This window comes from Pseudomonas sp. FW507-12TSA (genome assembly GCF_058781435.1).
In genome coordinates this window covers 111461-131927 of sequence record NZ_JBYSWT010000001.1, presented here as the reverse complement: position 1 = coordinate 131927, position 20467 = coordinate 111461, and the positions used below count along the sequence as shown (strand labels likewise).

The 20467-nt window shown below is 63.4% G+C and carries 21 protein-coding genes; 12 read left to right on the top strand and 9 right to left on the bottom strand.

Annotation, left to right across the window (positions count from 1 at the left end; genetic code table 11):
• Positions 1-149 precede the first annotated feature (149 nt).
• From AC3WK8_RS00640 to AC3WK8_RS00625, 4 genes are all read left to right on the top strand, one after another.
• Complete coding sequence (locus tag AC3WK8_RS00640) at positions 150-1091, top strand: response regulator (protein WP_103326198.1); 942 nt, start codon at positions 150-152, stop codon at positions 1089-1091.
• Positions 1092-1465: 374 nt separating this feature from the next.
• Positions 1466-1801: a type II toxin-antitoxin system RelE/ParE family toxin gene (locus AC3WK8_RS00635; RefSeq protein ID WP_068577578.1), complete on the top strand. Its 336-nt coding sequence runs from the start codon at positions 1466-1468 to the stop codon at positions 1799-1801.
• On the top strand, positions 1794-2108 hold the full coding sequence (locus tag AC3WK8_RS00630; RefSeq protein ID WP_103326199.1) for a helix-turn-helix domain-containing protein: 315 nt from the start codon (positions 1794-1796) through the stop codon (positions 2106-2108). The genes AC3WK8_RS00635 and AC3WK8_RS00630 overlap by 8 nt, the downstream gene beginning before the upstream one ends.
• A 60-nt stretch (positions 2109-2168) precedes the next feature.
• Positions 2169-3065 (top strand): peptidoglycan DD-metalloendopeptidase family protein, encoded by an 897-nt coding sequence (locus tag AC3WK8_RS00625; RefSeq protein ID WP_103326200.1) that lies wholly within the window; start codon positions 2169-2171, stop codon positions 3063-3065.
• A 50-nt stretch (positions 3066-3115) separates the two neighbouring features.
• Here the strand turns inward: AC3WK8_RS00625 and AC3WK8_RS00620 are convergent, their stop codons facing one another.
• The 3 genes from AC3WK8_RS00620 to phoB all read right to left on the bottom strand — a co-directional run bounded on the left by AC3WK8_RS00620 (position 3116) and on the right by phoB (position 6692).
• Entirely contained in the window at positions 3116-4456 is a 1341-nt protein-coding gene (locus AC3WK8_RS00620; protein ID WP_022641886.1) for a hemolysin family protein, read from the bottom strand.
• Between the two features lie 117 nt (positions 4457-4573).
• Positions 4574-5866: a phosphate regulon sensor histidine kinase PhoR gene (gene phoR / locus AC3WK8_RS00615; protein ID WP_219738353.1), complete on the bottom strand. Its 1293-nt coding sequence runs from the start codon at positions 5864-5866 to the stop codon at positions 4574-4576.
• Between the two features lie 136 nt (positions 5867-6002).
• Positions 6003-6692 (bottom strand): phosphate regulon transcriptional regulator PhoB, encoded by a 690-nt coding sequence (phoB, locus tag AC3WK8_RS00610; protein ID WP_022641884.1) that lies wholly within the window; start codon positions 6690-6692, stop codon positions 6003-6005.
• Positions 6693-6843: 151 nt separating this feature from the next.
• Here phoB and AC3WK8_RS00605 point away from each other — a divergent pair, with 151 nt between their 5' ends.
• Positions 6844-7224 carry a COG4315 family predicted lipoprotein gene (locus AC3WK8_RS00605; RefSeq protein WP_085594157.1) on the top strand — a complete coding sequence of 127 codons (381 nt, stop codon included), beginning with the start codon at positions 6844-6846 and terminating at the stop codon, positions 7222-7224.
• A 178-nt stretch (positions 7225-7402) separates the two neighbouring features.
• On the opposite strand, the gene ubiA is transcribed toward AC3WK8_RS00605, so the two are convergent.
• Positions 7403-8293 carry a 4-hydroxybenzoate octaprenyltransferase gene (gene ubiA / locus AC3WK8_RS00600; RefSeq protein WP_103326201.1) on the bottom strand — a complete coding sequence of 297 codons (891 nt, stop codon included), beginning with the start codon at positions 8291-8293 and terminating at the stop codon, positions 7403-7405.
• Positions 8293-8856: a chorismate--pyruvate lyase family protein gene (locus tag AC3WK8_RS00595; protein ID WP_031320717.1), complete on the bottom strand. Its 564-nt coding sequence runs from the start codon at positions 8854-8856 to the stop codon at positions 8293-8295. Before AC3WK8_RS00595 ends, ubiA begins: the two co-directional genes overlap by 1 nt.
• 218 nt (positions 8857-9074) lie before the next feature.
• Here AC3WK8_RS00595 and AC3WK8_RS00590 point away from each other — a divergent pair, with 218 nt between their 5' ends.
• The 7 genes from AC3WK8_RS00590 to AC3WK8_RS00560 all read left to right on the top strand — a co-directional run bounded on the left by AC3WK8_RS00590 (position 9075) and on the right by AC3WK8_RS00560 (position 12922).
• Positions 9075-9242: a rubredoxin gene (locus tag AC3WK8_RS00590; protein WP_022641880.1), complete on the top strand. Its 168-nt coding sequence runs from the start codon at positions 9075-9077 to the stop codon at positions 9240-9242.
• 40 nt (positions 9243-9282) lie between these two features.
• Entirely contained in the window at positions 9283-10431 is a 1149-nt protein-coding gene (locus AC3WK8_RS00585; protein ID WP_103326202.1) for an FAD-dependent oxidoreductase, read from the top strand.
• A 189-nt stretch (positions 10432-10620) separates the two neighbouring features.
• Positions 10621-10896: an HU family DNA-binding protein gene (locus AC3WK8_RS00580; protein ID WP_011064269.1), complete on the top strand. Its 276-nt coding sequence runs from the start codon at positions 10621-10623 to the stop codon at positions 10894-10896.
• 165 nt (positions 10897-11061) lie between these two features.
• Positions 11062-11574, top strand: a complete 513-nt coding sequence (locus AC3WK8_RS00575) for a hypothetical protein (RefSeq protein ID WP_085594161.1) — start codon at positions 11062-11064, stop codon at positions 11572-11574.
• Positions 11562-11933 (top strand): hypothetical protein, encoded by a 372-nt coding sequence (locus AC3WK8_RS00570; RefSeq protein ID WP_103326203.1) that lies wholly within the window; start codon positions 11562-11564, stop codon positions 11931-11933. Before AC3WK8_RS00575 ends, AC3WK8_RS00570 begins: the two co-directional genes overlap by 13 nt.
• Before the next feature lie 133 nt (positions 11934-12066).
• The gene (locus AC3WK8_RS00565; protein ID WP_053134095.1) at positions 12067-12501 is read left to right on the top strand and encodes a DcrB-related protein; all 435 of its coding nucleotides are present in this window, start codon (positions 12067-12069) and stop codon (positions 12499-12501) included.
• A gap of 157 nt (positions 12502-12658) precedes the next feature.
• Positions 12659-12922, top strand: coding sequence for a hypothetical protein (locus AC3WK8_RS00560; RefSeq protein ID WP_103326204.1), 264 nt, complete (start codon positions 12659-12661; stop codon positions 12920-12922).
• A 21-nt stretch (positions 12923-12943) separates the two neighbouring features.
• Here the strand turns inward: AC3WK8_RS00560 and AC3WK8_RS00555 are convergent, their stop codons facing one another.
• Genes AC3WK8_RS00555 through AC3WK8_RS00540 form a run of 4 tightly spaced genes read right to left on the bottom strand, consistent with a single transcriptional unit; the run spans position 12944 to position 20441 of the window.
• Positions 12944-13588, bottom strand: a complete 645-nt coding sequence (locus tag AC3WK8_RS00555; protein ID WP_146043293.1) for a hypothetical protein — start codon at positions 13586-13588, stop codon at positions 12944-12946.
• 4 nt (positions 13589-13592) lie between these two features.
• A complete protein-coding gene (locus AC3WK8_RS00550; protein WP_103326206.1) occupies positions 13593-18050 on the bottom strand; it encodes an RHS repeat-associated core domain-containing protein in 4458 nt (1485 codons plus the stop codon).
• A 9-nt stretch (positions 18051-18059) separates the two neighbouring features.
• On the bottom strand, positions 18060-18485 hold the full coding sequence (locus tag AC3WK8_RS00545) for a DcrB-related protein (RefSeq protein WP_022641876.1): 426 nt from the start codon (positions 18483-18485) through the stop codon (positions 18060-18062).
• An 18-nt stretch (positions 18486-18503) separates the two neighbouring features.
• Positions 18504-20441 carry a type VI secretion system Vgr family protein gene (locus AC3WK8_RS00540; RefSeq protein ID WP_053133590.1) on the bottom strand — a complete coding sequence of 646 codons (1938 nt, stop codon included), beginning with the start codon at positions 20439-20441 and terminating at the stop codon, positions 18504-18506.
• Positions 20442-20467 lie beyond the last annotated feature (26 nt).

The following is a 20467-nucleotide window of genomic DNA, read 5'->3' as shown; positions in this document are numbered from 1 at the left end:
GCCCGGCCTTTTGGCCGGGCGTTTTTGTTTGCGGTCCTTGAATTCGAAAAGCAGCACCCGCGAACGAAAAGTCCCGGCGTGACTGAAGAGTTTTGGCAAAGTGCCATCAGCCAGCGTTATGCTTGCCGGGATTTTTAGAGGGGTGGTCGATGAGTAAGGTAAGTGTGTTGGTGGTGGACGACGCGTCGTTCATTCGTGACCTGGTGAAGAAGTGCCTGCGCAACTACTTCCCCGGCATCAAGATCGAAGACGCGGTCAACGGCAAGAAGGCCCAGGCGATGCTCGCCCGCGAAGCCTTCGATCTGGTCCTGTGCGATTGGGAAATGCCGGAAATGTCCGGCCTGGAGCTGCTGACCTGGTGCCGTGGCCAGGAAGCGCTCAAGGCCATGCCGTTCGTCATGGTGACCAGCCGGGGCGACAAGGAAAACGTGGTGCAGGCGATCCAGGCCGGGGTTTCCGGCTATGTCAGCAAGCCCTTCACCAACGAACAGCTGCTGACCAAGGTCAAGCAGGCGCTGAACAAGGTCGGCAAGCTCGACACCCTGATGAACAGCGCTCCGACCAAGATGAACTCCGCCTTTGGCAACGATTCCCTGAGCGCCCTGACCGGCGGCAAGGCCGAGGTGGTCGCCCCGGCAGCCCGGCCAGCCGCTCCGGCAGCCGCTGCACCAGCCCCGGCTGCGGCGCCATCCCGTGGTCTGCTCAACAGCCCACCGGTCAAGGCACCTGCCGCCGCCGCTGCCGCCAGTGGCGGCCGTGGCCAGGGCCAGCTGCGCCTGCCTGGCGGCACCCAGCCTTGCGTGATCAAGGCCCTGAGCATCAAGGAAGCGCTGTTGGTGGTGAAGCGCACCGAGAACCTGCCGCAGGTGCTGGATAGCGCAGTACTGGACCTGGAGCAGGGCGAGAACGCCGAAGTGGCGCGGCTCAATGGCTACCTGCATGCGGTAGTGGCGCACGAACCGAAGCCCGACAGCGATTGGCTGCAGCTGACTTTCCGCTTCGTCGACCAGGATGCGCAGAAGCTGGACTACATCTCGCGCCTGATCGCTCGCGGCACCGCGCAGAAGCACTTCGTTCCAGGCGCGGGCTGATCCTCGCCGGCCGCTTCGCTGTAGGAACCGCCAAGCCCGCTCCTACAGCGAAGCGCAAATCTGCTGAAAACACTTTTCCCCGCCGATTTTCTGCCAGCCACCCAGGCCGGCGGCTGCGTTATTCCCCAATCCCGCCAACAATCCGCACCTTCGGCTGCAACCCCCAGGCCACCGGGGCTTGGCCATTCCTCCCGCCACCCTCCGCCGTACGTCTGATTAACTGTCCTGCACTTGATTTATATCTGTTTGGATATAAATTGCCGGAAGCGCTCTACCCGATTCACTCTTTGCAGCCATGCGTTGAAACAAACCCGTGCGGCCAGCCCTGGCAGTCTTGATTAGCCTTGTTCCTGGTCACTGACAGGAGAAGTTCGATGCCCAGGCACAAGGATGTGGTGTTTGTCGGGAGCGCGCTGCGGGATCTCAGGGCATTCCCTGAAGATGCCCGTCGGGCTGCCGGGTTTCAGCTGGATCTGCTGCAGCAGGGCGAACAGCCCTACGATTGCAGGCCGGTGAAAACCATCGGCCCGAGTGTCTTCGAAATCAGGATTCATGAAGATTCAGGGGCGTTTCGGGTGTTTTATGTGGTCAGGCGGCCTGCAGCCATCTATGTGCTGCACGCGGTGCGCAAGACCACCCGCAAGACCGAAGCGCGGGATATCGAACTGGCTCGTGCCAGATTTCAACAAGCAGGTTCACGCCATGACTGACCAACAGATCAACCAGCGCTTTGCCAGTGTCTGGGATGCCCTTGAAGCCACCCCTCAGGAGGCCGCCAACATGCGCCTGCGGGCCAAGCTGATGCTGGAGCTGGGCAAGACCGTGCAGGCCTGGGGGCTGTCGCAGAAGGAGGCGGCCAAGCGTCTCAACATCACCCAGCCCCGGCTCAACGATGTGCTTGGCGGCAGGATCAACAAGTTCTCCCTCGATGCGCTGGTCAACCTCTGCGAGGCCGCGCAACTGGGGGTGGAGATCCGCTTCGACGTGGGCGGCATTGGGCCCCTGGCACCCGCCTGATTCATACAAGCTCCATATCAGGCTGCTAGCATGGTTTTTCCCCTGCCAAGAAACTGCTCAATGTTCGTACGCCTGCTGTTCCTCTGCGGCTTGTCCATGGTCGCCAGCTCGCTGGCGGCGATGACGGTCTACAAGTCCGTCGACGCCGACGGCGTGGTGTCCTACAGCGACCGGCCTTCGCCGGGAGCGCAGGCGTTCGTGTTCCGCGATCGCATGGAGGAACACCTGGAGCGCCAGGTGCGGCTGGATATCCAGAAACACAGGGGCGTGGATGCGCTGTACGTGCGCAACGACCTGCATGGGCCGGTGGAGGTGGAGCTGGGGTTCGCCAGCCTGAGCAACGTCAGCGGCGCGCCGGCGCAGCCGATCCGCCGGGTGCTGCCAGCCCGCAGCAGGCAGCGCCTGGCGCTCTTGACGGCGACCCGGGCCGACCAGCCCTTGAGCTATGCCCCAAGGTTTCGTTACTCCCTGGGCGACCCGGGAGGAGCCGTGCAGGCCTACCGCTACCCCTTGCCCTGGCGGGGCGGGCCGTTTCGCCTGACCCAGGGCGCCAACGGCCAGTACAGCCATTCCAGCCCCAAGAGCCGTTATGCGATGGACATCGCCATGCCGGTGGGTACGCCGATCATCGCGGCCCGAGGTGGGATGGTGCTCAAGACCGAGAACGCCCAGAGCGGTCGGGGCGACAACCCGGCCGGCAATTTCGTCCGGGTGCTGCACGACGACGGCACCATGGGCGTGTACCTGCATCTCAAGCAAGGTTCGGTGAGCGTGCGCGAGGGCCAGCGGGTGGCGGTGGGCAGCCCGCTGGGGCTGTCGGGCAATACCGGCAACAGCAGCGGACCGCACCTGCACTTCGTGGTGCAGCGCAATACCGGGTTGGGGCTGGTGTCGATTCCCTATCAGTTCGACCAGCCCCTGGGGGACTTGCCGAACTTCGCCCTGGGCAATAAATAGGGCGGGGGTGGCCGGCCGGCTCGCACAGGAGCCGACCGGTGTGGGCTCGATCAGTCGAGCATCAGGACCTTGGCCAGGATGATCTTCGGCCCCTTCATCTTCTTGATGATGATGCGCAGGCCTTCGACTTCCAGCACTTCTTCCTCTTCAGGCACCCGTTTCAGGGTCTCGTACACCAGGCCCGCGAGGGTTTCGGCCTCGATATGGTCCAGGTCGATGCCCAGCAGGCGCTCGACCTTGAACAGCGGGGTGTCGCCGCGTACCAGCAGCTTGCCCGGCTGGTAGGCGAGGATGCCGCGCTCGGTCTTGCGGTGTTCGTCCTGGATGTCGCCCACCAGCACTTCCAGCACGTCTTCCATGGTCAGGTAGCCGATCACCTTGCCGTCGGCTTCCTCCACCAGGGCGAAGTGCGAGCCGCCCTTGCGGAACTGCTCCAGCAGCTGGGACAACGGCATGTGCCGCGATACTCGCTCGAGCGGGCGGGTCAGCTCGGCCAGGTTGAACGACGCCGGGATATGGTCCAGCGCCGCCAGCTCCAGCAGCAGGTCCTTGATGTGCAGCAGGCCGACGAACTCGTTGCGCTCGCTGTCGTAGACCGGGTAGCGGCTGAACTTGTGGCGGCGGAACAGCGCCAGGACTTCCTTGAGGGGCGCCGTGGACTCGACGCTGATCAAGTCTTCCCGGGAGTTGGCCCAGTCCACCACTTCCAGCTCGCCCATCTCCACCGCCGAGGCCAGTACCCGCATGCCTTGGTCGCTGGGGTCCTGGCCACGGCTGGAGTGCAGGATCAGCTTGAGCTCTTCACGGCTGTAGTGGTGCTCGTGGTGCGGGCCGGGCTCGCCCTGGCCGGCGATGCGCAGAATGGTGTTGGCGCTGGCGTTGAGCAGGTAGATGGCCGGGTACATCAGCCAGTAGAACAGGTACAGCGGTACCGCCGTCCATAGCGACAGCAGCTCTGGCTTGCGGATCGCCCAGGACTTGGGCGCCAGCTCGCCGACCACGATGTGCAGGTAGGAAATGATGAAGAACGCGGTGAAGAACGATACGCCGCGGATCACTTCCGCAGAGTTGACGCCCACGGCGCCCAGCAGCGGTTCCAGCAGGTGGGCGAAGGCCGGCTCGCCGACCCAGCCCAGGCCCAGGGAGGCCAGGGTGATGCCCAGCTGGCAGGCCGACAGGTAGGCGTCCAGCTGGCTGTGTACGGTGCGCAGGATCTGCCCGCGCCAGCCGTTCTTGTGGGCGATGGCCTCGACCCGGGTCGAGCGCAGCTTGACCATGGCGAACTCCGCCGCCACGAAGAAGCCGTTGAGCAGGACCAGGAGCAGAGCGAAGACAATCATGCCGAAGTCGGCGAACAGAGACGCGAGGGTAAAACCAGGGGAAGGGTCCATGATGGGGTTTTGCGGATTCCATGTATTCGAAAAGAGGGTGACACGGTGCCTGGAGGGCAGGCACAAGCTACGCAATGTAGCGGCTGACAGGGCGGTTGCCTAGGGGGCAGGCCGCTGTCAGCGCTGGTCGGTCAGGCTGGCGATGCGGTTTTTCTTCATCTGGGCCGGGGCGAAATGGCAGGTGAAGGTGCTGCCATGGCCCAGCACGCTGCTGATCTCCAGACGGGCGCGGTGGCGCAGCAGCACATGCTTGACGATGGCCAGGCCCAGACCGGTGCCACCGGTATTGGAGTTGCGGCTGGAGTCGACCCGGTAGAAGCGTTCGGTCAGGCGCGGCAGGTGCTTGCTGTCGATGCCGATCCCGGAATCCTGCACGCTCAGGTGCGCACCCTGTTCGTCGCCCCACCAGCGGATGCGGATATTGCCTTCGGCCGGGGTGTACTTCACAGCGTTGAACACCAGGTTGGAGAAAGCGCTGCGCAGTTCGGCCTCGCTGCCCTTGAGCAGTACCGAGGCATCGGCTTCCAGGGTGATGTGCTGGTTGCGTTCGCCGGACAACGCCTGGGCATCGCTCTTGATCGATTGCAGCAGCGTGTCGATGGGCACCGGATGGTTGTCCGAGGGGTAGTCGGTGGCCTCCAGCTTGGCCAGCAGCAGCAGGTCGTTGAGCAGGGTCTGCATGCGCCCGCCTTGCTGCTGCATCTGCTGCAGGGCGCGGCTCCAGCGCGGGTTCACCTCGTCGACGTTGTCCAGCAGGGTCTCCAGATAGCCGCAGATCACCGTCAGCGGCGTGCGCAGCTCGTGGGACACGTTGGCGATGAAGTCCTTGCGCATCTGCTCCAGCTGGTGGATGCGGGTGACGTCGCGCACCAGCATCAGGTGCTCGTTGTTGCCGTAGCGGGTGATGTACAGCTGGATGCGCACGCGGTCGTTGGCCGGGGAGGGGATCTCCAGCGGCTCGGCGTAGTTGTCCTGCTCGAAGTATTCCTTGAAGCGTGGATGACGCACCAGGTTGGTCACCGGCTGGCCGCTGTCCTGGGGCGTCTTGAGGCCCAGCAGGGTCTCGGCGGCACGGTTCCACCATTCCAGGTTGCCGTCGCTGTCGAGCATGATCACCGCATCCTTGAGCGCCGCGGTGGACTCCTGGACGCGGTCGATCACCGCTTGCAGGCGCCCACGGACCCGCTGGTCGCGGCGTTGCAGGTGGTAGATGCTGTCGAACACCTCGCCCCACAGGCCATAGCCGTCGGGTGGTGCTTCGTCGGGCTGGTGCAGGCGCAGCCATTCGTGCAGGCGCAACAGCTGCTTGAGGGTCCAGGCCAGGTAGATCCCCAGGCCGGCGGCCAGGCTCCAGCCGTAGTAGCCGCTGAGCAGCCCCACCAGCAGGCAGCCGGTGAGCAACAGCAACATGTGGCGAATCAGGGTGCCATGCCAGTTTTGATTCACAATCGGTCCTTCGGACGGTGAAAAGTTTCAAGCTGCAAGCTGCAAATCAAAGCAGACGGGTTCCTACTTGCCGCTTGTAGCTGGCAGCTTGCAACTGCTTTCAACCTTTGGTTGAAAACCGATACCCGGTGCCGCGCACGGTTTGTACCAGATTTTCGTAGGCATCCCCCAGTGCCTTGCGCAGCCGGCGGATATGCACGTCCACGGTGCGCTCCTCGACGTACACATTGCCGCCCCAGACCTGGTCCAGCAGTTGGCCACGGGTGTAGGCGCGCTCCTGATGGGTCATGAAGAACTGCAGCAGGCGGTATTCGGTGGGGCCCATTTCCGCCGGCTTGCCGTCGATGGTCACCCGGTGGCTGATGGGGTCCAGCAGCAAGCCGCCGACTTCGATGGGAGCCTCGCCGTCGGACGGGCCAGCGCGGCGCAGCACGGCCTTGAGCCGGGCCACCAGCTCGCGGGGGGAGAACGGCTTGGTGATGTAGTCGTCTGCGCCGACCTCCAGGCCCTGGATCTTGTTGTCCTCTTCGCCCTTGGCGGTGAGCATGATGATCGGGATGTCGCCGGTCAGCTCGTCACGCTTGAGGCGGCGCGCCAGCTCGATGCCCGAGGTTCCCGGGAGCATCCAGTCCAGCAGGATCAGGTCCGGCTTGCGGTCGACGATGATGGCATGCGCCTGCTGGGAGTTCTCTGCCTCCATGCAGTCATAGCCGGCCATTTCCAACGCAACGGCGATCATCTCGCGAATGGGCGCTTCGTCGTCAACGATCAGAATGCTTCTGCCAACCATGCTTGAACCTCTTGTCATTCAACTGTCTTGCGCCGCATTAGATAACGGAATTATTGCAGTCGTGTGACAGTATTTCAGGTCGCGGGGCGTGGCGCAGCTTCCTCGACTAAGCTTGGGGTCCGATTCCTGACAACCACAAAAGAAGGTTTCCATGACTCTGTTCAAGCAATCCCTGAAAGTCCTGCTGGTGGGTGCCGCCCTGGCCCTGCCGACCCTGGCCCTGGCCGCCGAGCCGGCGATGAGCAAGGACGGCATGCTGGTGGATCACAAGGGCATGACCCTCTACACCTTCGCCAAGGATGCCGATGGCAAGTCCATGTGCAACGACAAGTGCGCCGCCAACTGGCCGCCGCTGATGGCCGAGGCCGGCGACAAGGCCGAAGGCAAGTGGACGGTGATCAAGCGCGACGACGGCAAGATGCAGTGGGCCTATGACGGCAAGCCGCTGTATGGCTTCGTGATGGACAAGAAGGCCGGCGACATGACCGGCGAAGGCAAGATGGACGGCGCCTGGAAGGTCGCCAAGCAGTAATCCCACCTGTGGCGGCTACAGGTCCTGTAGCCGCTGCTGGACCCGCCAAGCTGCGCAAAAGGCCCGTGGGGCCTTGCCTGGCGCTCCCGGCGAACCTCTGGCGGCCTCTCAAGTGCGCTGTGTCCCTCCAGGCCCAGGCCCGAACGCGGCACGAGCCTTCGACAGCGGCTATACGGCCCTAGCGCAGGGCGTAGTCCAGGACCACGCCGATGAAGATCGCCATGCCCGCCCAGTGGTTGTGCAGGAAGGCCTTGAAGCATTTCATCCGGTCGCGATCCCGGGTGTACCAGAACTCCCAGGCGAAGCACGCCGCCGCCACTACCAGGCCCATGTGGAACCAGATCCCCAGGTCGAACCGCGCGCCCGCCAGCAGCAGGCAGGCCAGGGACAGGCCCTGCAGGGTAAGGATGATCACCCGATCGGCCTCGGCGAACAGGATCGCCGTGGATTTCACGCCGATCTTCAGGTCGTCGTCGCGGTCGGTCATGGCGTAGTAGGTGTCGTAGCCCACCGTCCACAGCAGGTTGGCGATGTACAGCAGCCACGCCGTAGCCGGCAGTTGGCCGTCCTGGGCGGTGAACGTCATCAGGATGCCCCAGGAGTAAGCCGCCCCCAGCACCACCTGCGGGTAATAGGTGTAGCGCTTCATGAAGGGGTAGCAGGCGGCCAGGGCCAGGGCGCCGAACGACAACCAGACGGTGGTGGCGTTGGTGCACAGCACCAGCAGGAAGGCCGTACCCATGAGCACCGCGAACAACACCAGGGCCTCCTTGGCGCTGACCTTGCCGGTGGCCAGCGGACGCTGGTCGGTGCGCTTGACCTGGCCGTCGACCTTGCGGTCGGCGAAGTCGTTGATCGCGCAACCGCCGGCCCGGGTCAGGACCACGCCGAGGCCGAAGATCAGTACATGGCCCAGGGATGGCGCGCCCTTGGCCGCGATCCACAGGGCGCTCAGGGTCGGCCACAGCAGCAGGTAGATGCCGATGGGCTTGTCCATGCGGGTCAGTTGCAGGAAATCCCAGGTCCGCGGGTGCAAGCGGTTCAGGGACTGGAGCAGGCGCAGGTACATCAGCAAGCCTCCGATTGGGTCTCTATGGCGTGCCACAGCCCGGGCAGGAAGACCTCGGCCACCAATAGGCTAAGAGGCCCGCGATCAAAGCGCGAGCGCCGGCCCCACAGGTCGCTGGCAGCGACCTGGGCGGGCAGCCACGGCTGGGGATAGCGGCAGACTTCGATGGGCTGGCGAGTGAAGGCTTCGTCGCAGAACAGCAACTCGCCCAGGGACCGGCTACCCAGTTCGTCGATGTTCAGCCCGCCGTCTTCGAGGGCACTGCGGGCGGCCACGCTGCGGGCGAATACCCAGGCCTCGCCATGCCCGCGCAAGTACACCTCGCGGACCCAGCCCTGGCTGTGCTCGGGCAGGCCCAGGGCGGCGCACTCGTCGCTGCGCAAGGTTTGCCATTGTTCCACCAGCGGCGTGACGCTGAAGCCATTGTTGGACAGGCGGGTCAGGCGTCGGGTCAGCGATCCTTCGTCGAACAGCCAGTTGGCGACCAGTGCGCCGGGAACAGGGGACAGACGGCTTTGCACCAGCCAGGTCGGGGCCGGCGCGGGGGGCATTGAGTGCGGCACGGTGGTTCGTTATTGGCAGCAAATGAGGCGGCGAGCTTAGCACGGCCACCGGTGGTTTTGATTGACCGGGGACGCCAGGCGGCACGAACGTGCTTGCATCTGCCGGTAGCGACCAGTAAAAAACCCCAGTGCCGGAAGCTGATCAGCGTGGGGACCTTCCAGAGTCGACCCATCGACCGCCCCGCCGGCAAAGCCTGAATGCTCGAGGATATGCATCGATGAAGAAGTGGCAGTGTGTGGTCTGTGGCTTGATCTACAACGAAGCGGAAGGTTGGCCGGACGACGGTATCGCGCCGGGCACCCGTTGGGAGGACGTGCCTGAAGACTGGCTCTGCCCGGATTGTGGCGTGAGCAAGACCGACTTCGAAATGATCGAGATCGCTTGATCGACTTTTGCAGACAATGACCAATAACAAGGAGCAGGGAATGAGCGCACCGGTAGTGATCGTAGGGACGGGCCTGGCGGGGTACAACCTGGCCCGGGAATTTCGCAAGCTCGACGGCGACACGCCGCTGCTGCTGATCACCGCCGATGACGGTCGTTCCTACTCCAAGCCGATGCTCTCCACCGGCTTCGGCAAGAACAAGGACGCCGATGGCCTGAGCATGGCCGAGCCCGGCGCCATGGCCGAGCAGCTCAAGGCCGAGGTACGTACCCATACCCGGATCAGCGGCATCGACCCGGGCCACAAGCGCCTGTGGATCGGCGAGGAAGCGGTGGTCTATCGCGACCTGGTCCTGGCCTGGGGCGCCGAGACCGTGCGGGTGCCGGTGCAGGGCGATGCATCGGACCTGATCTTCCCGATCAACGACCTGGAAGACTATGCGCGCTTTCGGGCCGCCGCAGCCGGCAAGCGCCGGGTGCTGCTGCTGGGAGCCGGCCTGATCGGCTGCGAGTTCGCCAACGACCTGATCCTCGGTGGCTACGAGGTGGACCTGGTGGCGCCTTGCGAGCAGATCATGCCGACCCTGTTGCCTGCGGCGGCAGCGGCGGCGGTCCAGGCCGGCCTGGAAAGCCTGGGCGCGCGCTTCCACCTGGGCCCGGTGCTCAACCGCCTGCAACGCAATGCCGACGGCCTGGAGGCCCATCTGTCCGATGGCCAGGTGATCATCTGCGACCTGGTGGTCTCGGCCATCGGCCTGCGCCCGCGCATCGACCTGGCCGCCGCTGCCGGGCTGATGGTCAATCGCGGCGTCGTGGTGGACCGCGAGCTCAAGACTTCCCACTCCAATATCTACGCCCTGGGCGACTGCGCCGAGGTCGATGGCCTGAACCTGCTGTATGTGCTGCCGCTGATGAGCTGCGCCCGGGCCCTGGCGCAGACCCTGGCCGACAACCCGACTGCGGTCAGCTATGGCCCGATGCCGATCACCGTCAAGACCCCGGTCTGCCCGCTGGTGGTGTCGCCGCCGCCACGGGGCATGGAAGGCGTCTGGACCGCCGAAGGGCAGGGCGCCGACGTTCGGGCCCTGTGCCGCGACGCCAGTGGCCAGCTGCTGGGCTACGCCCTGACCGGGGCCGCGGTGATGGAAAAACTGGCCCTGAACAAGGAGCTTCCGGCGCTGCTGGCCTGAATACCGGTCGTTCTGTCGGAATAACCGGGTTTTTGCCTTCACAAAGCTCGCCCGGAGACTGGCGCCACTCTCCAGCGCGTGCCATCCTCACTCCCGTCTGCCGCAGTGTAGAGCCTGCGGCGCCTTGGGCGCTGTTCCCGTGAACAGCACGGACATAACAACAAAAAACCGTCAAAGAGGCTTCACACTATGCGTAAACCAGAACTCGCCGCAGCCATTGCTGAAAAAGCAGACCTGACCAAAGAGCAAGCCAACCGCGTGCTCAACGCCATCCTCGAGGAAATCACCGGGGCCCTGCATCGCAAGGACAGCGTCACCCTGGTCGGTTTTGGCACCTTCCTGCAACGTCATCGTGGCGCCCGTACCGGCAAGAACCCGCAGACCGGCGAGCCGGTGAAGATCAAGGCCAGCAACACCGTGGCATTCAAGCCTGGCAAATCGCTGAAAGACAGCGTCAATCCATAAGCATTGAGTGCTCTCCCGCCAGCGGGGGCGCACAGGGGGAAATAGGCACGCCGAGCGCATCGGGTGCCTATTTTTTTGCCTGCCGCAAACCAAAGGCTTGGCTTGCGAAGGCCTGTGGGCGTGGCTAGGATGCCCGCCTGTTTGCGTCGCGACCCAAGGCCAAGGATGACCCGCTCGATCAACAACTCCCCGCTATCGACCGACCTGCTGCGCCGTCTGTTCGTCCCGGCCTGCGTCGCCGGTTTCCTGGCCCTGGGCCTGCCGTCGGCTCTGGCCGGCAATCAGCCGCGCCTGGAACAGATTGGCTATCGCGAGGCCCTCAGCTGGTTCCACAGCCAGAAGTACGACGACACCGGCTCCTGGATCTGCGGTTACTCCCTGGCTCGCGAAGACTACAGCGTGGCGCCCAAGGCCCCGCGCTTGTTGGTGGAGGTGGCGCAGCGTTTTCTCTACCTCAAGACCGGCGGCCAGTTGCTGGAGCTCACGGGCGCGGTGCAAAGCCCGGAGCGTAGCGAGTACCAGAATCTGGGCGCGGGTATCCGGATCACCCTGGACATTCTCAAGCGCAACAATTTCAGCGAGTACCAGGAGTCCCACGATCGCCAGGTGCTGGCACGCATCGAAATCAACGATCAGGTCCAGACCCTGACCCTCAAGGGGCAATCATGCGGCACCTGAACCTGGCCGGCCTTGGCCTGCTGATCGCTTGCAGCGTTTTTTCCGTCCAGGCCGATGAGTCGGCTCCGGGCCAGGGCTGCTACGGCTACCTCACCGAGATGGTGCGTAGCAGTGATTATCCCTACCGTGACTTCACCACCCCGGACAAGCTCAAGCTGCTGGTCGATCGGGATGATGGCCAGCAGTTGAGCCTGCAGCTGTTCTATGAAACCTCCGGTAGCGGGATCATCGGCTGGGTCCGTTATGACGTGGCGCGACAAGCCTTGTGGAACGTCACCATCGATCCCGAGGAACCTCAAGCCCTGACGTTCGATCGGCGCTTGGCCAAGGCCTATGCATCCTGCCTGGATGCGCGCTGAGCCCTGGCCGTGCATCAGCACGGACGATGCTGTGTTAGTTCAAAGTTGCCGACGGATTCCTTGATTGTTACCGGGCATTGCTTGAAGATTTGCCGCAGAACGACCCTCCCTTTTCAGCATGGAACGCCAGCCCTTGTCCTCTTACCGTCTCCAAGAAGCCGATCTCGACATTCCTGACTCCTGGCAGGACCAGAGCATCAACATCTTCAAGCTGCCCGCGGTCGGCGGTGCCCAGGAAGCCAGTTTCGTCATCAGCCGCGACCCGAGCCAGGGCGACGCCTCCTTCAGCGACTACGTAGCCCGGCAACTGAGCAGCGCCGAGCAGCAACTGCCAGGCTTCAGCCTGATCAAGCGCTGGGACTTCGACATGCACGGCCACGCCGCCGTGTTGCTGGACTACAGCTGGAAGCGCGAAGGCCGCGAGCTGATGTTGCGCCAGGTGTTCGTCGAACGTAAGCCGGCGGTACTGATCACCACCCTGACCACCACGGTCAACGACCTGCCCCATCACGAGCCAGCCTGGAAGCAGGCCATGCAGAGCCTCAAGCCGCAGCCGTCGGTGGCCTGACTGCAAAGGTTGCGGAGTACGCGCTGAATAGCCTGGCAGCCACGCTCCCGCGGAGGGAGTCGGCCAGGCTCCAGTGAGTGGCCAGCGAGGCCTTGACCGGCGCCAGAGCTCTTGAGTTCGACTTGAATGGGACGATTTTCAGCTTCCAGGGAGCAATATGAAGTTCAGCGCTCTGTTCGTCAGCCGTGAGGAGCTGTTCTCGATGGGCGTCGAAGAAATTTCCGGTCAGTACTACCTCTCCTTCCCGGTCAGCAGCGGCGTGGTCGATTACGAGGAGTACTACGCCATCGACCGGGCGACTTTCGAGTTGTTCGAGAGGGATATGCAGGCTGCGCTGGAGTTCGTCACCCGCGCCCGGAAGCAGGAGCTGGACCAGTTGCTGATCATCAAGCCGGGCAAGAGGCGCGGTACGGCGATCTGACCCGGCCAGCCTTGTCCTCTGTCAGCTGCCGCGCTGCCAATGCAGGTGCTCACCGATCGTGACCGTCGACAGGGTCTGATCCGGGTCATAGCCGAGGTCATAGTCGAGCTGTTTGAACCAACTGGTGGCGAAGGTCGATGCTCTGGCGACGCGTCCAGCTTGCAACTGGTCGACGCGGACGTACCAGTTGTTGGGCGGCGTGACGGACAGGTAGTAACTCAGGTCATCGGCGCTAAAGGTCCAGCACAATGACATCAGACGCGACTCCGCTGGCCGTGCCTCGTGAATGTGCGCATTGACGATCAGCGACTTGCCATCGAACAGATGGCGATAGCGAACGTTTTCACCATAGGTGGGCACGTCCTTGTCAAAGCGGCTGATGCTCAGGATCAGTTGCCCGTCGGCATCGAAGCCATAGGTCTGCAGATTCTTCGATTCACGATTGGCCTTGCTCAGCGATGCCAGGGGTTTTCCCTCCTTGATGACGCTGGGGATCAAGCGTTCAAAGGGGATAAGCTCCAGGGTCGGGCCAAGGGAATACTCCCAGCGGACCACGGTTTGCCTGATCGCCAGATATTGCTGGTGAACTTCCGGCCCATAACGCTTGAACAGCTCGCCGAGGGTGTTGCGCCGGCTTTCAAGCTCCGGGTTGTTCATGACATTCATTGGGTTATTTCCCCCCGCAGGCGTTGAAGGATTTCTTCCACGAGCCGTTTTCCATTCTTCCCGTGATGTTGGCAAGCACGTTTCTCATGTTCAGATTCTTGCGCTTGGCGGATTTGAGGATCTTGTACAGCAACTTGTCGTTTTCCTTGCCGTGAATATGGGTTCCACCGTGATAGTTGCCTGCTGCCTTCGCCGCGTCCTTGCCTGGGTGCCCAGGCTGGGCCAGTTGGTTGGGGTGGGTGCCCCAAAGCCTTGCGCCGTTCTCTGGGATATCCGGGTGCAGTTTGGCGTCCTCGAGTATCTTGCGTGAGTTCTTGGCGTAGATATTGGTCGCATTCTCCTTGACCGCATGGTGCGGGGTCTGTCCCGGTGCCAGCGGTCGCCCTGCATTGGCCATGTTCTTTCCGAGTTCCTCGGCAGTCAGACCCAGGGGATCGATCCAGGTGGCCGTGTTTGGTCCATAGAGGTAAAGGTTGAAGCCACCTTCCAGGCCAATCGGATCAGGTGTGGTAAAGCGGCCTATATCCGGGTCATAGAAACGCAAGGTGTTGTAGTGCAACCCGGTTTCCCGGTCCAGGTACTGTCCCTGGAATCTCAGGTTCTGCTCTTCGAGGAAATGAGCTTCGCGCTGCTCTTCGAGACAGTTACCCCAGACCCGATAGCGAGCCTGCCAAAGTACATGCCCGTCGGCCTCCGTCAACTGTTCGGGCAAGCCGTTGAGATCATTGTGGTAATAGCGGACCTTTTGTTGTGCGCCGATACCGTCGACTCGCGCCAGCACTTCATGGCCCTCGTCGGCATACAGATAGAGGCTGCTCAGGCCGTTTTTCCGTTCCTGCAACAGGCGTAAGCCATTCCAGGTGAAGTGGGTTTCGTTCAGTAGCTGACCCTGAGAGTCGAGTTCGATCTTTTCGGTCCGCCGCCCCAATGGGTCATAGCCCATGCGCACCAGGGTTTCCCGGGCGCCATCCCGGGTGCGTACCTCTACCAGCCGATGTTCCGCGTCATAGCGCAGGTGCTGGATGCGCCGGCTGCCGCTGCGTTTTTCCACTACCCGGCCAAAGGCATCGTAGCGATAGCGTTTGTCCTGGTAGGTCAGCAGCTTGTTGTGGACCACCAGACCGGCCCCGGCTTGCGGGCTGTCCAGCAGGTTGGCCGCAGCATCGTAGGCGAAGGTTTCGCTGGTGCCTTGTGGGCTGTCCTGGCTGGCAATGATCCGGCCAGTGGCATCGTAGTGCAGCAACTGCCGGTGCTCGCCCTGGGGGAGGCGATCGATGCGCCCCACCAGCTGATTGGCGGGGTCGTAGGCGAACTGCCTTTCCCGGGAGGCCGACAACAGTTGCTGCTGGCCCGTGGGACGCCGCATGCGCGAGCGCAAGCGGCCGGTGCGGTCGTATTCGCTGTGGGTGCTGATCCGCCCCTGGGTGCGCAGGACCTCGCGGTGCAGACGATCACGCTCGAAGTCGCTGATGAGCTGGCCGTCGAGGTTGATCTGATGCAGATGACCGCTGCCGTAATACAGCCGGTTGATCCAGCGCCCATCGGCCAGTTGGGTCTGGGTTAAGTTGCCCAGTTCGTCGTAGTGGTGGCGCAACTGACCCGCCGCGCTTTGCTCCTTCAGAAGCTGGCCCAGGGCGTCGTAGGTAAAGCCCAATGAGCGGCTCTGGCCATGCCCGTCGGTAAAGGTGACGCCGAGTAGTTGATTAAGCGGGTCGTACAGGTACTCGCTGCGACCATCGTCGGTGACTTTGGCGAGCATGCGTCCCACCGCGTCGCGTTCGAACAGGTGGACGATAGGAGTACTGGGAGGCGAGGCTGGATCGTCGTCCTGAGGCGCCGGGGCGAACTCCATCCTGACGGCGTTATCCATCGGGTCGTAGGCAAAACGCCTGGCACTGCCGTCGAGGTCGCGCTGCTCCAGCAGTCGATCGGCGGCGTCCCAGGTGAAGCGGTAGCTCTCGGCGTTCTCGTTGGTCAGCGTCTGCAGGCGCCCGTAATTGTCGTAGTTGAAGTGGACACGCCGGCCATGGGCATCGATGCGCAGTTGGAGCTTGCCGCGCCGATCGTATTCGTAGCGGCTGCTATGTCCCGCCGGATCGGTGTAGCAAAGCAATTGACCTGCGGTGTTGCGCTGGTACCGCTCGATGCGGCCGTCGGCCAGTTGAATACTCAGCAGACGCCCCTGAGGGTCGTGCTCGAAGGCCTGGCGTTCACCGAGGGCATCGGTCGCCACCTGAAGATAGCCGTGGCGGTCATAACTGAAACGGGTGGGGTAGCCCGAGCAGTCGACGTATTTGAGCAACTGGCCCAGGTCATTCCAGGTCAACTGCTTTCGCTTGCCACCGGCATCAATGATTTCCACCACCCGACCGTGATTGTCGTAGCGATAGCGGGTTGTATTGCCCAGCGGGTCGGTTTCGCCAATGCAATTACCAGACTTGTCGTACTGGTAGTTCCAGCTGTTCCCGGCGGCATCGGTTTCTGTCAGCGGCAGCGACCAATGCTCAAGCCATAGGGTCGATTCGTTGCGGCCCAGGGGATCGACATGGCTACACAGGTTGCCAGTCTCGTCGTAGCTGTATTGGTACTGGCCGCCCAGCGGGTCCGTGGCGCCGAGTAACTGGCGCTCTTCGTTCCACTGGAACCGCCAGACGTGGCCAAGCTTGTCCTGGTATTCGGTGATCTGGTGCTGAGTGTTCCACTTGCGCAAGCTCTGACGCTGCAGGCCATCGGTGATGCGGGTGATGCCGGCTTGCAGGTCATAGTCGAAATGGTACTCGTCACCAGCGTCGGTCCAATGCCGCACCACACGCCATTCGCGCTCGTCGACCCGGTCCCAGGCGTAAAAACAACGCAAGCCAGTGGGCAACTGGTGCTCCACCATGCGCTGCTGCGGGTCGTAGGCAAAGTGACGGCTGATTTGGCCGCTGGCATCGCGCACCTGCGCGAGATTGCCTTGGGTGTCGTAGTCATAACTGGCCAGGACCTCGCGCTGCTGGTCGGCATGCAACCGCTCGATCCGCGCCAGCCGCCCTGGCCATTGATTGCTGGGAATCAGCTCCACCTGGAGCAGGTCGAAACTGTCCCGCAGGCGGGTGATGCGTCCACTCGGGTCGTAGTCGAGATGGATTCTGTTGTCGTTGCGATCCCCCAGCAGGCCCAGGCGCAGTCGCAGCGGGTTGCCAGGGCTGGGCTCGAACAGCCGATATACGCCATCGCTGCTTTCGATCAGCAAGCGGCCATCGGTATTGCGCCTCACGCTCAGTCCGGTTCCGGGGCTGAACATGGCGCCACCCGGAGCAATCGAGCCCATGTCGATCTGGCGTCCCTGCTCATCGGTGTAAAGCAGCCGTTCGCCTCCCTCGGGATGCGTCTCGATCTGCACGTTGACTTCAAAGGGCACGCTCCAGCCGGTTCCGAACAGGCCGTCCTGGCGTTCATCGCGACTGTTATAGAAGCGCTGCCAGGCGATCGGCAGCATGCCAGGGAGGACGAAGTCCAGGTCATCCTCACCACCCAGCACCTTGGCCCCGGTCGCGGCATGCACCGGATTGGGCGAACCGGCGACAGCCTGGGTCAGCGCATTGGTGGCTTGGCTGACGACAAACGAATTGACCCCGGCCATCAGCATGCACGGCAGGTTGGCCTTGAACTTGCCCTTGCCGCCCTTGAGCATCATCAGCACGGTCACCGCCAGACCCACCCCCGGGGTCTTGCCGCTGCGGATCTCGCGTACGACCACCGAACCGCCGCCGATGGTCACGTCGGGGGAGATGGGGCCGGCCGATACCACCTTGGCGTCGCAGGTGCTGCGGTCACCGCTGCGCACTGCCGGCTGGCCATCGATACTGACCTTCTCCGAGCCTTCGGCCAGGTACTGCAAAGGCATCGGCGGGTGCTTGGTGCAGGTCACCTGGTCCAGGTCCTTGGGCTGGGAGCCGGGTGCCGGGGAGGCCACGGTGGGACGCCACATCTGCGAGAAAAATTCCGTGGCCATGTCGAGAAAGCCCGGGCCTTCCTCCGGGGTGGCCGAAGGCGTGTCGGTGGCTTCGCCTTCTTCGGCGCCGTCGCCGTTGATCTGCGACGGCGGGGCGATACCGGCCGCGCGGGCCGCCGGCTTGTTGTTGGTGAGGACTTTTTTCGAGCCGCTGGCGATGGTGGCCTGGATCGAGGGCGGGAACAGTGCGTTGCCTATGTCCTCGCATAAACTGCTCAAGCCCTTATCGGCGCCGGTCTTGCTCATGACCACGCCGACCACCACACCCACCACCAGCCCTAGCACGCAGGCACCGAGGCCGCCAGTGGCCACGGTGATGCCCGCTGCCGCGGCCACTGCCATGGTTGCCAGGGTGCCGATGGCGACGTTGGCCGCGACCTCCAGTACGCCGCCGAGGATGTCGGCCATCATCGAGGTGTGTTCCAGCCCGTCGCCCAGGCGGGCGGCCCAGAGTGCATCAGACATGCGCGAACCTCAGCCCAGGACCAGGGTGTTCTTGATCTGCTGCCAATGCGCGGCTTCGGCGTCGCCGAGTTTCTGGGCCTTGACGTAGCTCATGGCGAGCATTTGTCGGGTGCCGGGTAGCACCAGCGCCAGCTGGTACTGGAATACGCGTTCCTTGCCCTTGGTGAACTGGCTGCGCAGCTCCATGGCCTGGATGTCCTTGGCTGGTCCCACCAGCACCGGCTTGGGTTCTTGCGCGCGCAGCTCCTGCACCTGCTGCTCCAGGCGTTGCAACTGGCTGGCCAGGCTGTTCTCCAGGGTTTCGCCGTCGCCCAGCAGGCTGCGGCTGACGATCAGCGAAGTGCCCAGGGCCGGGAATTTGAGGATGTTGATCGAGGCGTCCTGCAGTTCGCCGGCTGGCGGCTGGAACTGCAGTTCATTGAGGCGATAGGTCATGACCCATGTGTCCTTTGATTAACCCTTGGGGGCGGGAAAGACCGCGTTAACCTTGGCAGTGATGGCGCCTTGTACGCCCTGGCCCTCGGTGGTGGTGCCCGGGCCGCCGCCATTGTTCAGGTGCAGCACGCCACCGGTATTGATTTCGGCATCGCCCGAGGCATGCACGCTGATATTGACCCCACACAGGTTGATCTGGCCGCTGGCGTTGAGCTCCAGGATGCTGGCGCCGCAGACCAGGCGCAGGCGCTCGCCGACCTCGATCACGTAGCTCTGGCCGATGCTGTCGAGTTTCTTCTCGCCCACCGCCAGTTCATCCACGTGCCGGACGATGCGCACCCGCTTGTTGCCGATGGTCACGAACTCGTCGTGGCCGATGCTCTTGTTGCGGTTGTTGCCCACCGAGTGGCTCTCGTTGACCTCGACCACGATGTCCTGGTTGCGCTCGGCATGGATGTACAGCTGCTCGGCGCCCTTCTTGTCCTCCATGCGGATTTCGTTGAAGTTGGCCGGCGAGCCGCCCTTGCTCGAGCGGCTCTTCATGCCGCTCTGGGTGGCGTTGGCCGGCAGGTCGTAGGGCACGCTCTGCTCGGCGTTGTATACGCGGCCGGTGATGATCGGCCGGTCGGGGTCACCCTCGAGGAAACTGACGATGACTTCCTGGCCGATGCGCGGGATCTGCATCGAGCCCCAGTTCTTGCCGGCCCAGGCCTGGGACACGCGGATCCAGCAGGAGCTGTTTTCGTTGGACTGGTCATGGCGATCCCAGTGGAAGTGCACCTTGACCCGGCCGTACTGGTCGGTCCAGATCTCCTCGCCGGAAGGGCCCACCACCCGTGCGGTCTGCGGGCCCTGAACCAGCGGTTTGTGGGTGCTGGAAAGGGGCCGGAAGCTCTGCTGGGAGTCGATGCAGGTCAGGTGGCTTTCGAACTGCGCGCCACCGCCGCCGCCACCGCTTTCCAGGCTTTCCTGGACCACGTAGTAGCGGATGCCGACGATCAAGTACTCGCGGTTCTGGTCCTGGCGGCTGAAGCCGGTGAGGCTGAACAGGTTGCCCACTCCCAGGCCACGGGCGTTGCCGCTGAGCTCGATGCGCTCGTGCAGGCTTTGCAGGGCCTCGATGCGGGTCTGCGCATAGTGCTCGCCGTCGCTGCTCTGCACGTAGGTGCCGGGATAGTCGTACAGCGGGTAGTCGCCGGCGGTGTGCGGACGCGGCATGGCCGAGCGTACATCGATTCGCGCGCTGGGCCGCTGGAAGTCGTAGTCGTTGAGCTCCAGGGAGCCGGGCTGGACTTCCTGGGCCAGGTGCCAGTCGAAGATATGGTCGCGCTCGCGCTGCTGTTCATCACGCGGGTAGTAGGGCACCGAGGCGTAGCCGGGCACGCTGCCGTGGGCACCGTAGGCGTCGGCGAGCACCAGCACATGGCGGTCCTTCTCGTGGCGGAAGAAGTAGTAGATGCCTTCCTGCTCCATCAACCGGCTGACGAAATCGAAGCTGGTCTCGCGGTACTGCACGCAGTATTCCCACTCGCGGTAGGGACGGCTCAGGGCGTCTTCGAAATCCGAGAAACCCAGGTCGCGGAACACCTGCTTGATGATCTGCGGAATGCTCAGGTTCTGGAAAATCCGGCAGTCGGAGGTGCGGCTGAGCAACCACAGCCAGGGCCGCAGCGTCACCTGGTAGCTGGCGAACTGGCCGGTGTCGACGTTCTGGCTGCAACGCGCCACGATGCCGTGGAAATGCCGCTGGCCGCCGCCGTCCAGTTGCACGCTCAAGCCCATGGGCTTGCCCAGAAGCTGGTTGAGGTCGATGGCCGCGTCGCTGGAAGTCAGCTGCAGCTGGTAGTCGAACAGGCGCCCCAGCTCCTCGCCGCCGCCCATGCTCTTGAGCAGCAGGACATCCGGGCCCAGGGGGCAGTTGACCTGCGCCAGTCGTGTGGATTGCTGAAATAGCATCGTCAGTCTCGTTGAGGGGGAAAGCA

What these genes read in the sequence shown, in the direction of transcription:
- AC3WK8_RS00640 (WP_103326198.1), top strand. Translation starts at nt 150, where the DNA reads ATGAGTAAGGTAAGTGTGTTGGTGGTGGACGACGCGTCGTTCATTCGT.
- AC3WK8_RS00635 (WP_068577578.1), top strand. Translation starts at nt 1,466, where the DNA reads ATGCCCAGGCACAAGGATGTGGTGTTTGTCGGGAGCGCGCTGCGGGAT.
- AC3WK8_RS00630 (WP_103326199.1), top strand. Translation starts at nt 1,794, where the DNA reads ATGACTGACCAACAGATCAACCAGCGCTTTGCCAGTGTCTGGGATGCC.
- AC3WK8_RS00625 (WP_103326200.1), top strand. Translation starts at nt 2,169, where the DNA reads ATGTTCGTACGCCTGCTGTTCCTCTGCGGCTTGTCCATGGTCGCCAGC.
- AC3WK8_RS00620 (WP_022641886.1), bottom strand. Translation starts at nt 4,456, where the DNA reads ATGGACCCTTCCCCTGGTTTTACCCTCGCGTCTCTGTTCGCCGACTTC.
- phoR (WP_219738353.1), bottom strand. Translation starts at nt 5,866, where the DNA reads ATGTTGCTGTTGCTCACCGGCTGCCTGCTGGTGGGGCTGCTCAGCGGC.
- phoB (WP_022641884.1), bottom strand. Translation starts at nt 6,692, where the DNA reads ATGGTTGGCAGAAGCATTCTGATCGTTGACGACGAAGCGCCCATTCGC.
- AC3WK8_RS00605 (WP_085594157.1), top strand. Translation starts at nt 6,844, where the DNA reads ATGACTCTGTTCAAGCAATCCCTGAAAGTCCTGCTGGTGGGTGCCGCC.
- ubiA (WP_103326201.1), bottom strand. Translation starts at nt 8,293, where the DNA reads ATGTACCTGCGCCTGCTCCAGTCCCTGAACCGCTTGCACCCGCGGACC.
- AC3WK8_RS00590 (WP_022641880.1), top strand. Translation starts at nt 9,075, where the DNA reads ATGAAGAAGTGGCAGTGTGTGGTCTGTGGCTTGATCTACAACGAAGCG.
- AC3WK8_RS00585 (WP_103326202.1), top strand. Translation starts at nt 9,283, where the DNA reads ATGAGCGCACCGGTAGTGATCGTAGGGACGGGCCTGGCGGGGTACAAC.
- AC3WK8_RS00580 (WP_011064269.1), top strand. Translation starts at nt 10,621, where the DNA reads ATGCGTAAACCAGAACTCGCCGCAGCCATTGCTGAAAAAGCAGACCTG.
- AC3WK8_RS00575 (WP_085594161.1), top strand. Translation starts at nt 11,062, where the DNA reads ATGACCCGCTCGATCAACAACTCCCCGCTATCGACCGACCTGCTGCGC.
- AC3WK8_RS00570 (WP_103326203.1), top strand. Translation starts at nt 11,562, where the DNA reads ATGCGGCACCTGAACCTGGCCGGCCTTGGCCTGCTGATCGCTTGCAGC.
- AC3WK8_RS00560 (WP_103326204.1), top strand. Translation starts at nt 12,659, where the DNA reads ATGAAGTTCAGCGCTCTGTTCGTCAGCCGTGAGGAGCTGTTCTCGATG.
- AC3WK8_RS00555 (WP_146043293.1), bottom strand. Translation starts at nt 13,588, where the DNA reads ATGAATGTCATGAACAACCCGGAGCTTGAAAGCCGGCGCAACACCCTC.
- AC3WK8_RS00550 (WP_103326206.1), bottom strand. Translation starts at nt 18,050, where the DNA reads ATGTCTGATGCACTCTGGGCCGCCCGCCTGGGCGACGGGCTGGAACAC.
- AC3WK8_RS00545 (WP_022641876.1), bottom strand. Translation starts at nt 18,485, where the DNA reads ATGACCTATCGCCTCAATGAACTGCAGTTCCAGCCGCCAGCCGGCGAA.
- AC3WK8_RS00540 (WP_053133590.1), bottom strand. Translation starts at nt 20,441, where the DNA reads ATGCTATTTCAGCAATCCACACGACTGGCGCAGGTCAACTGCCCCCTG.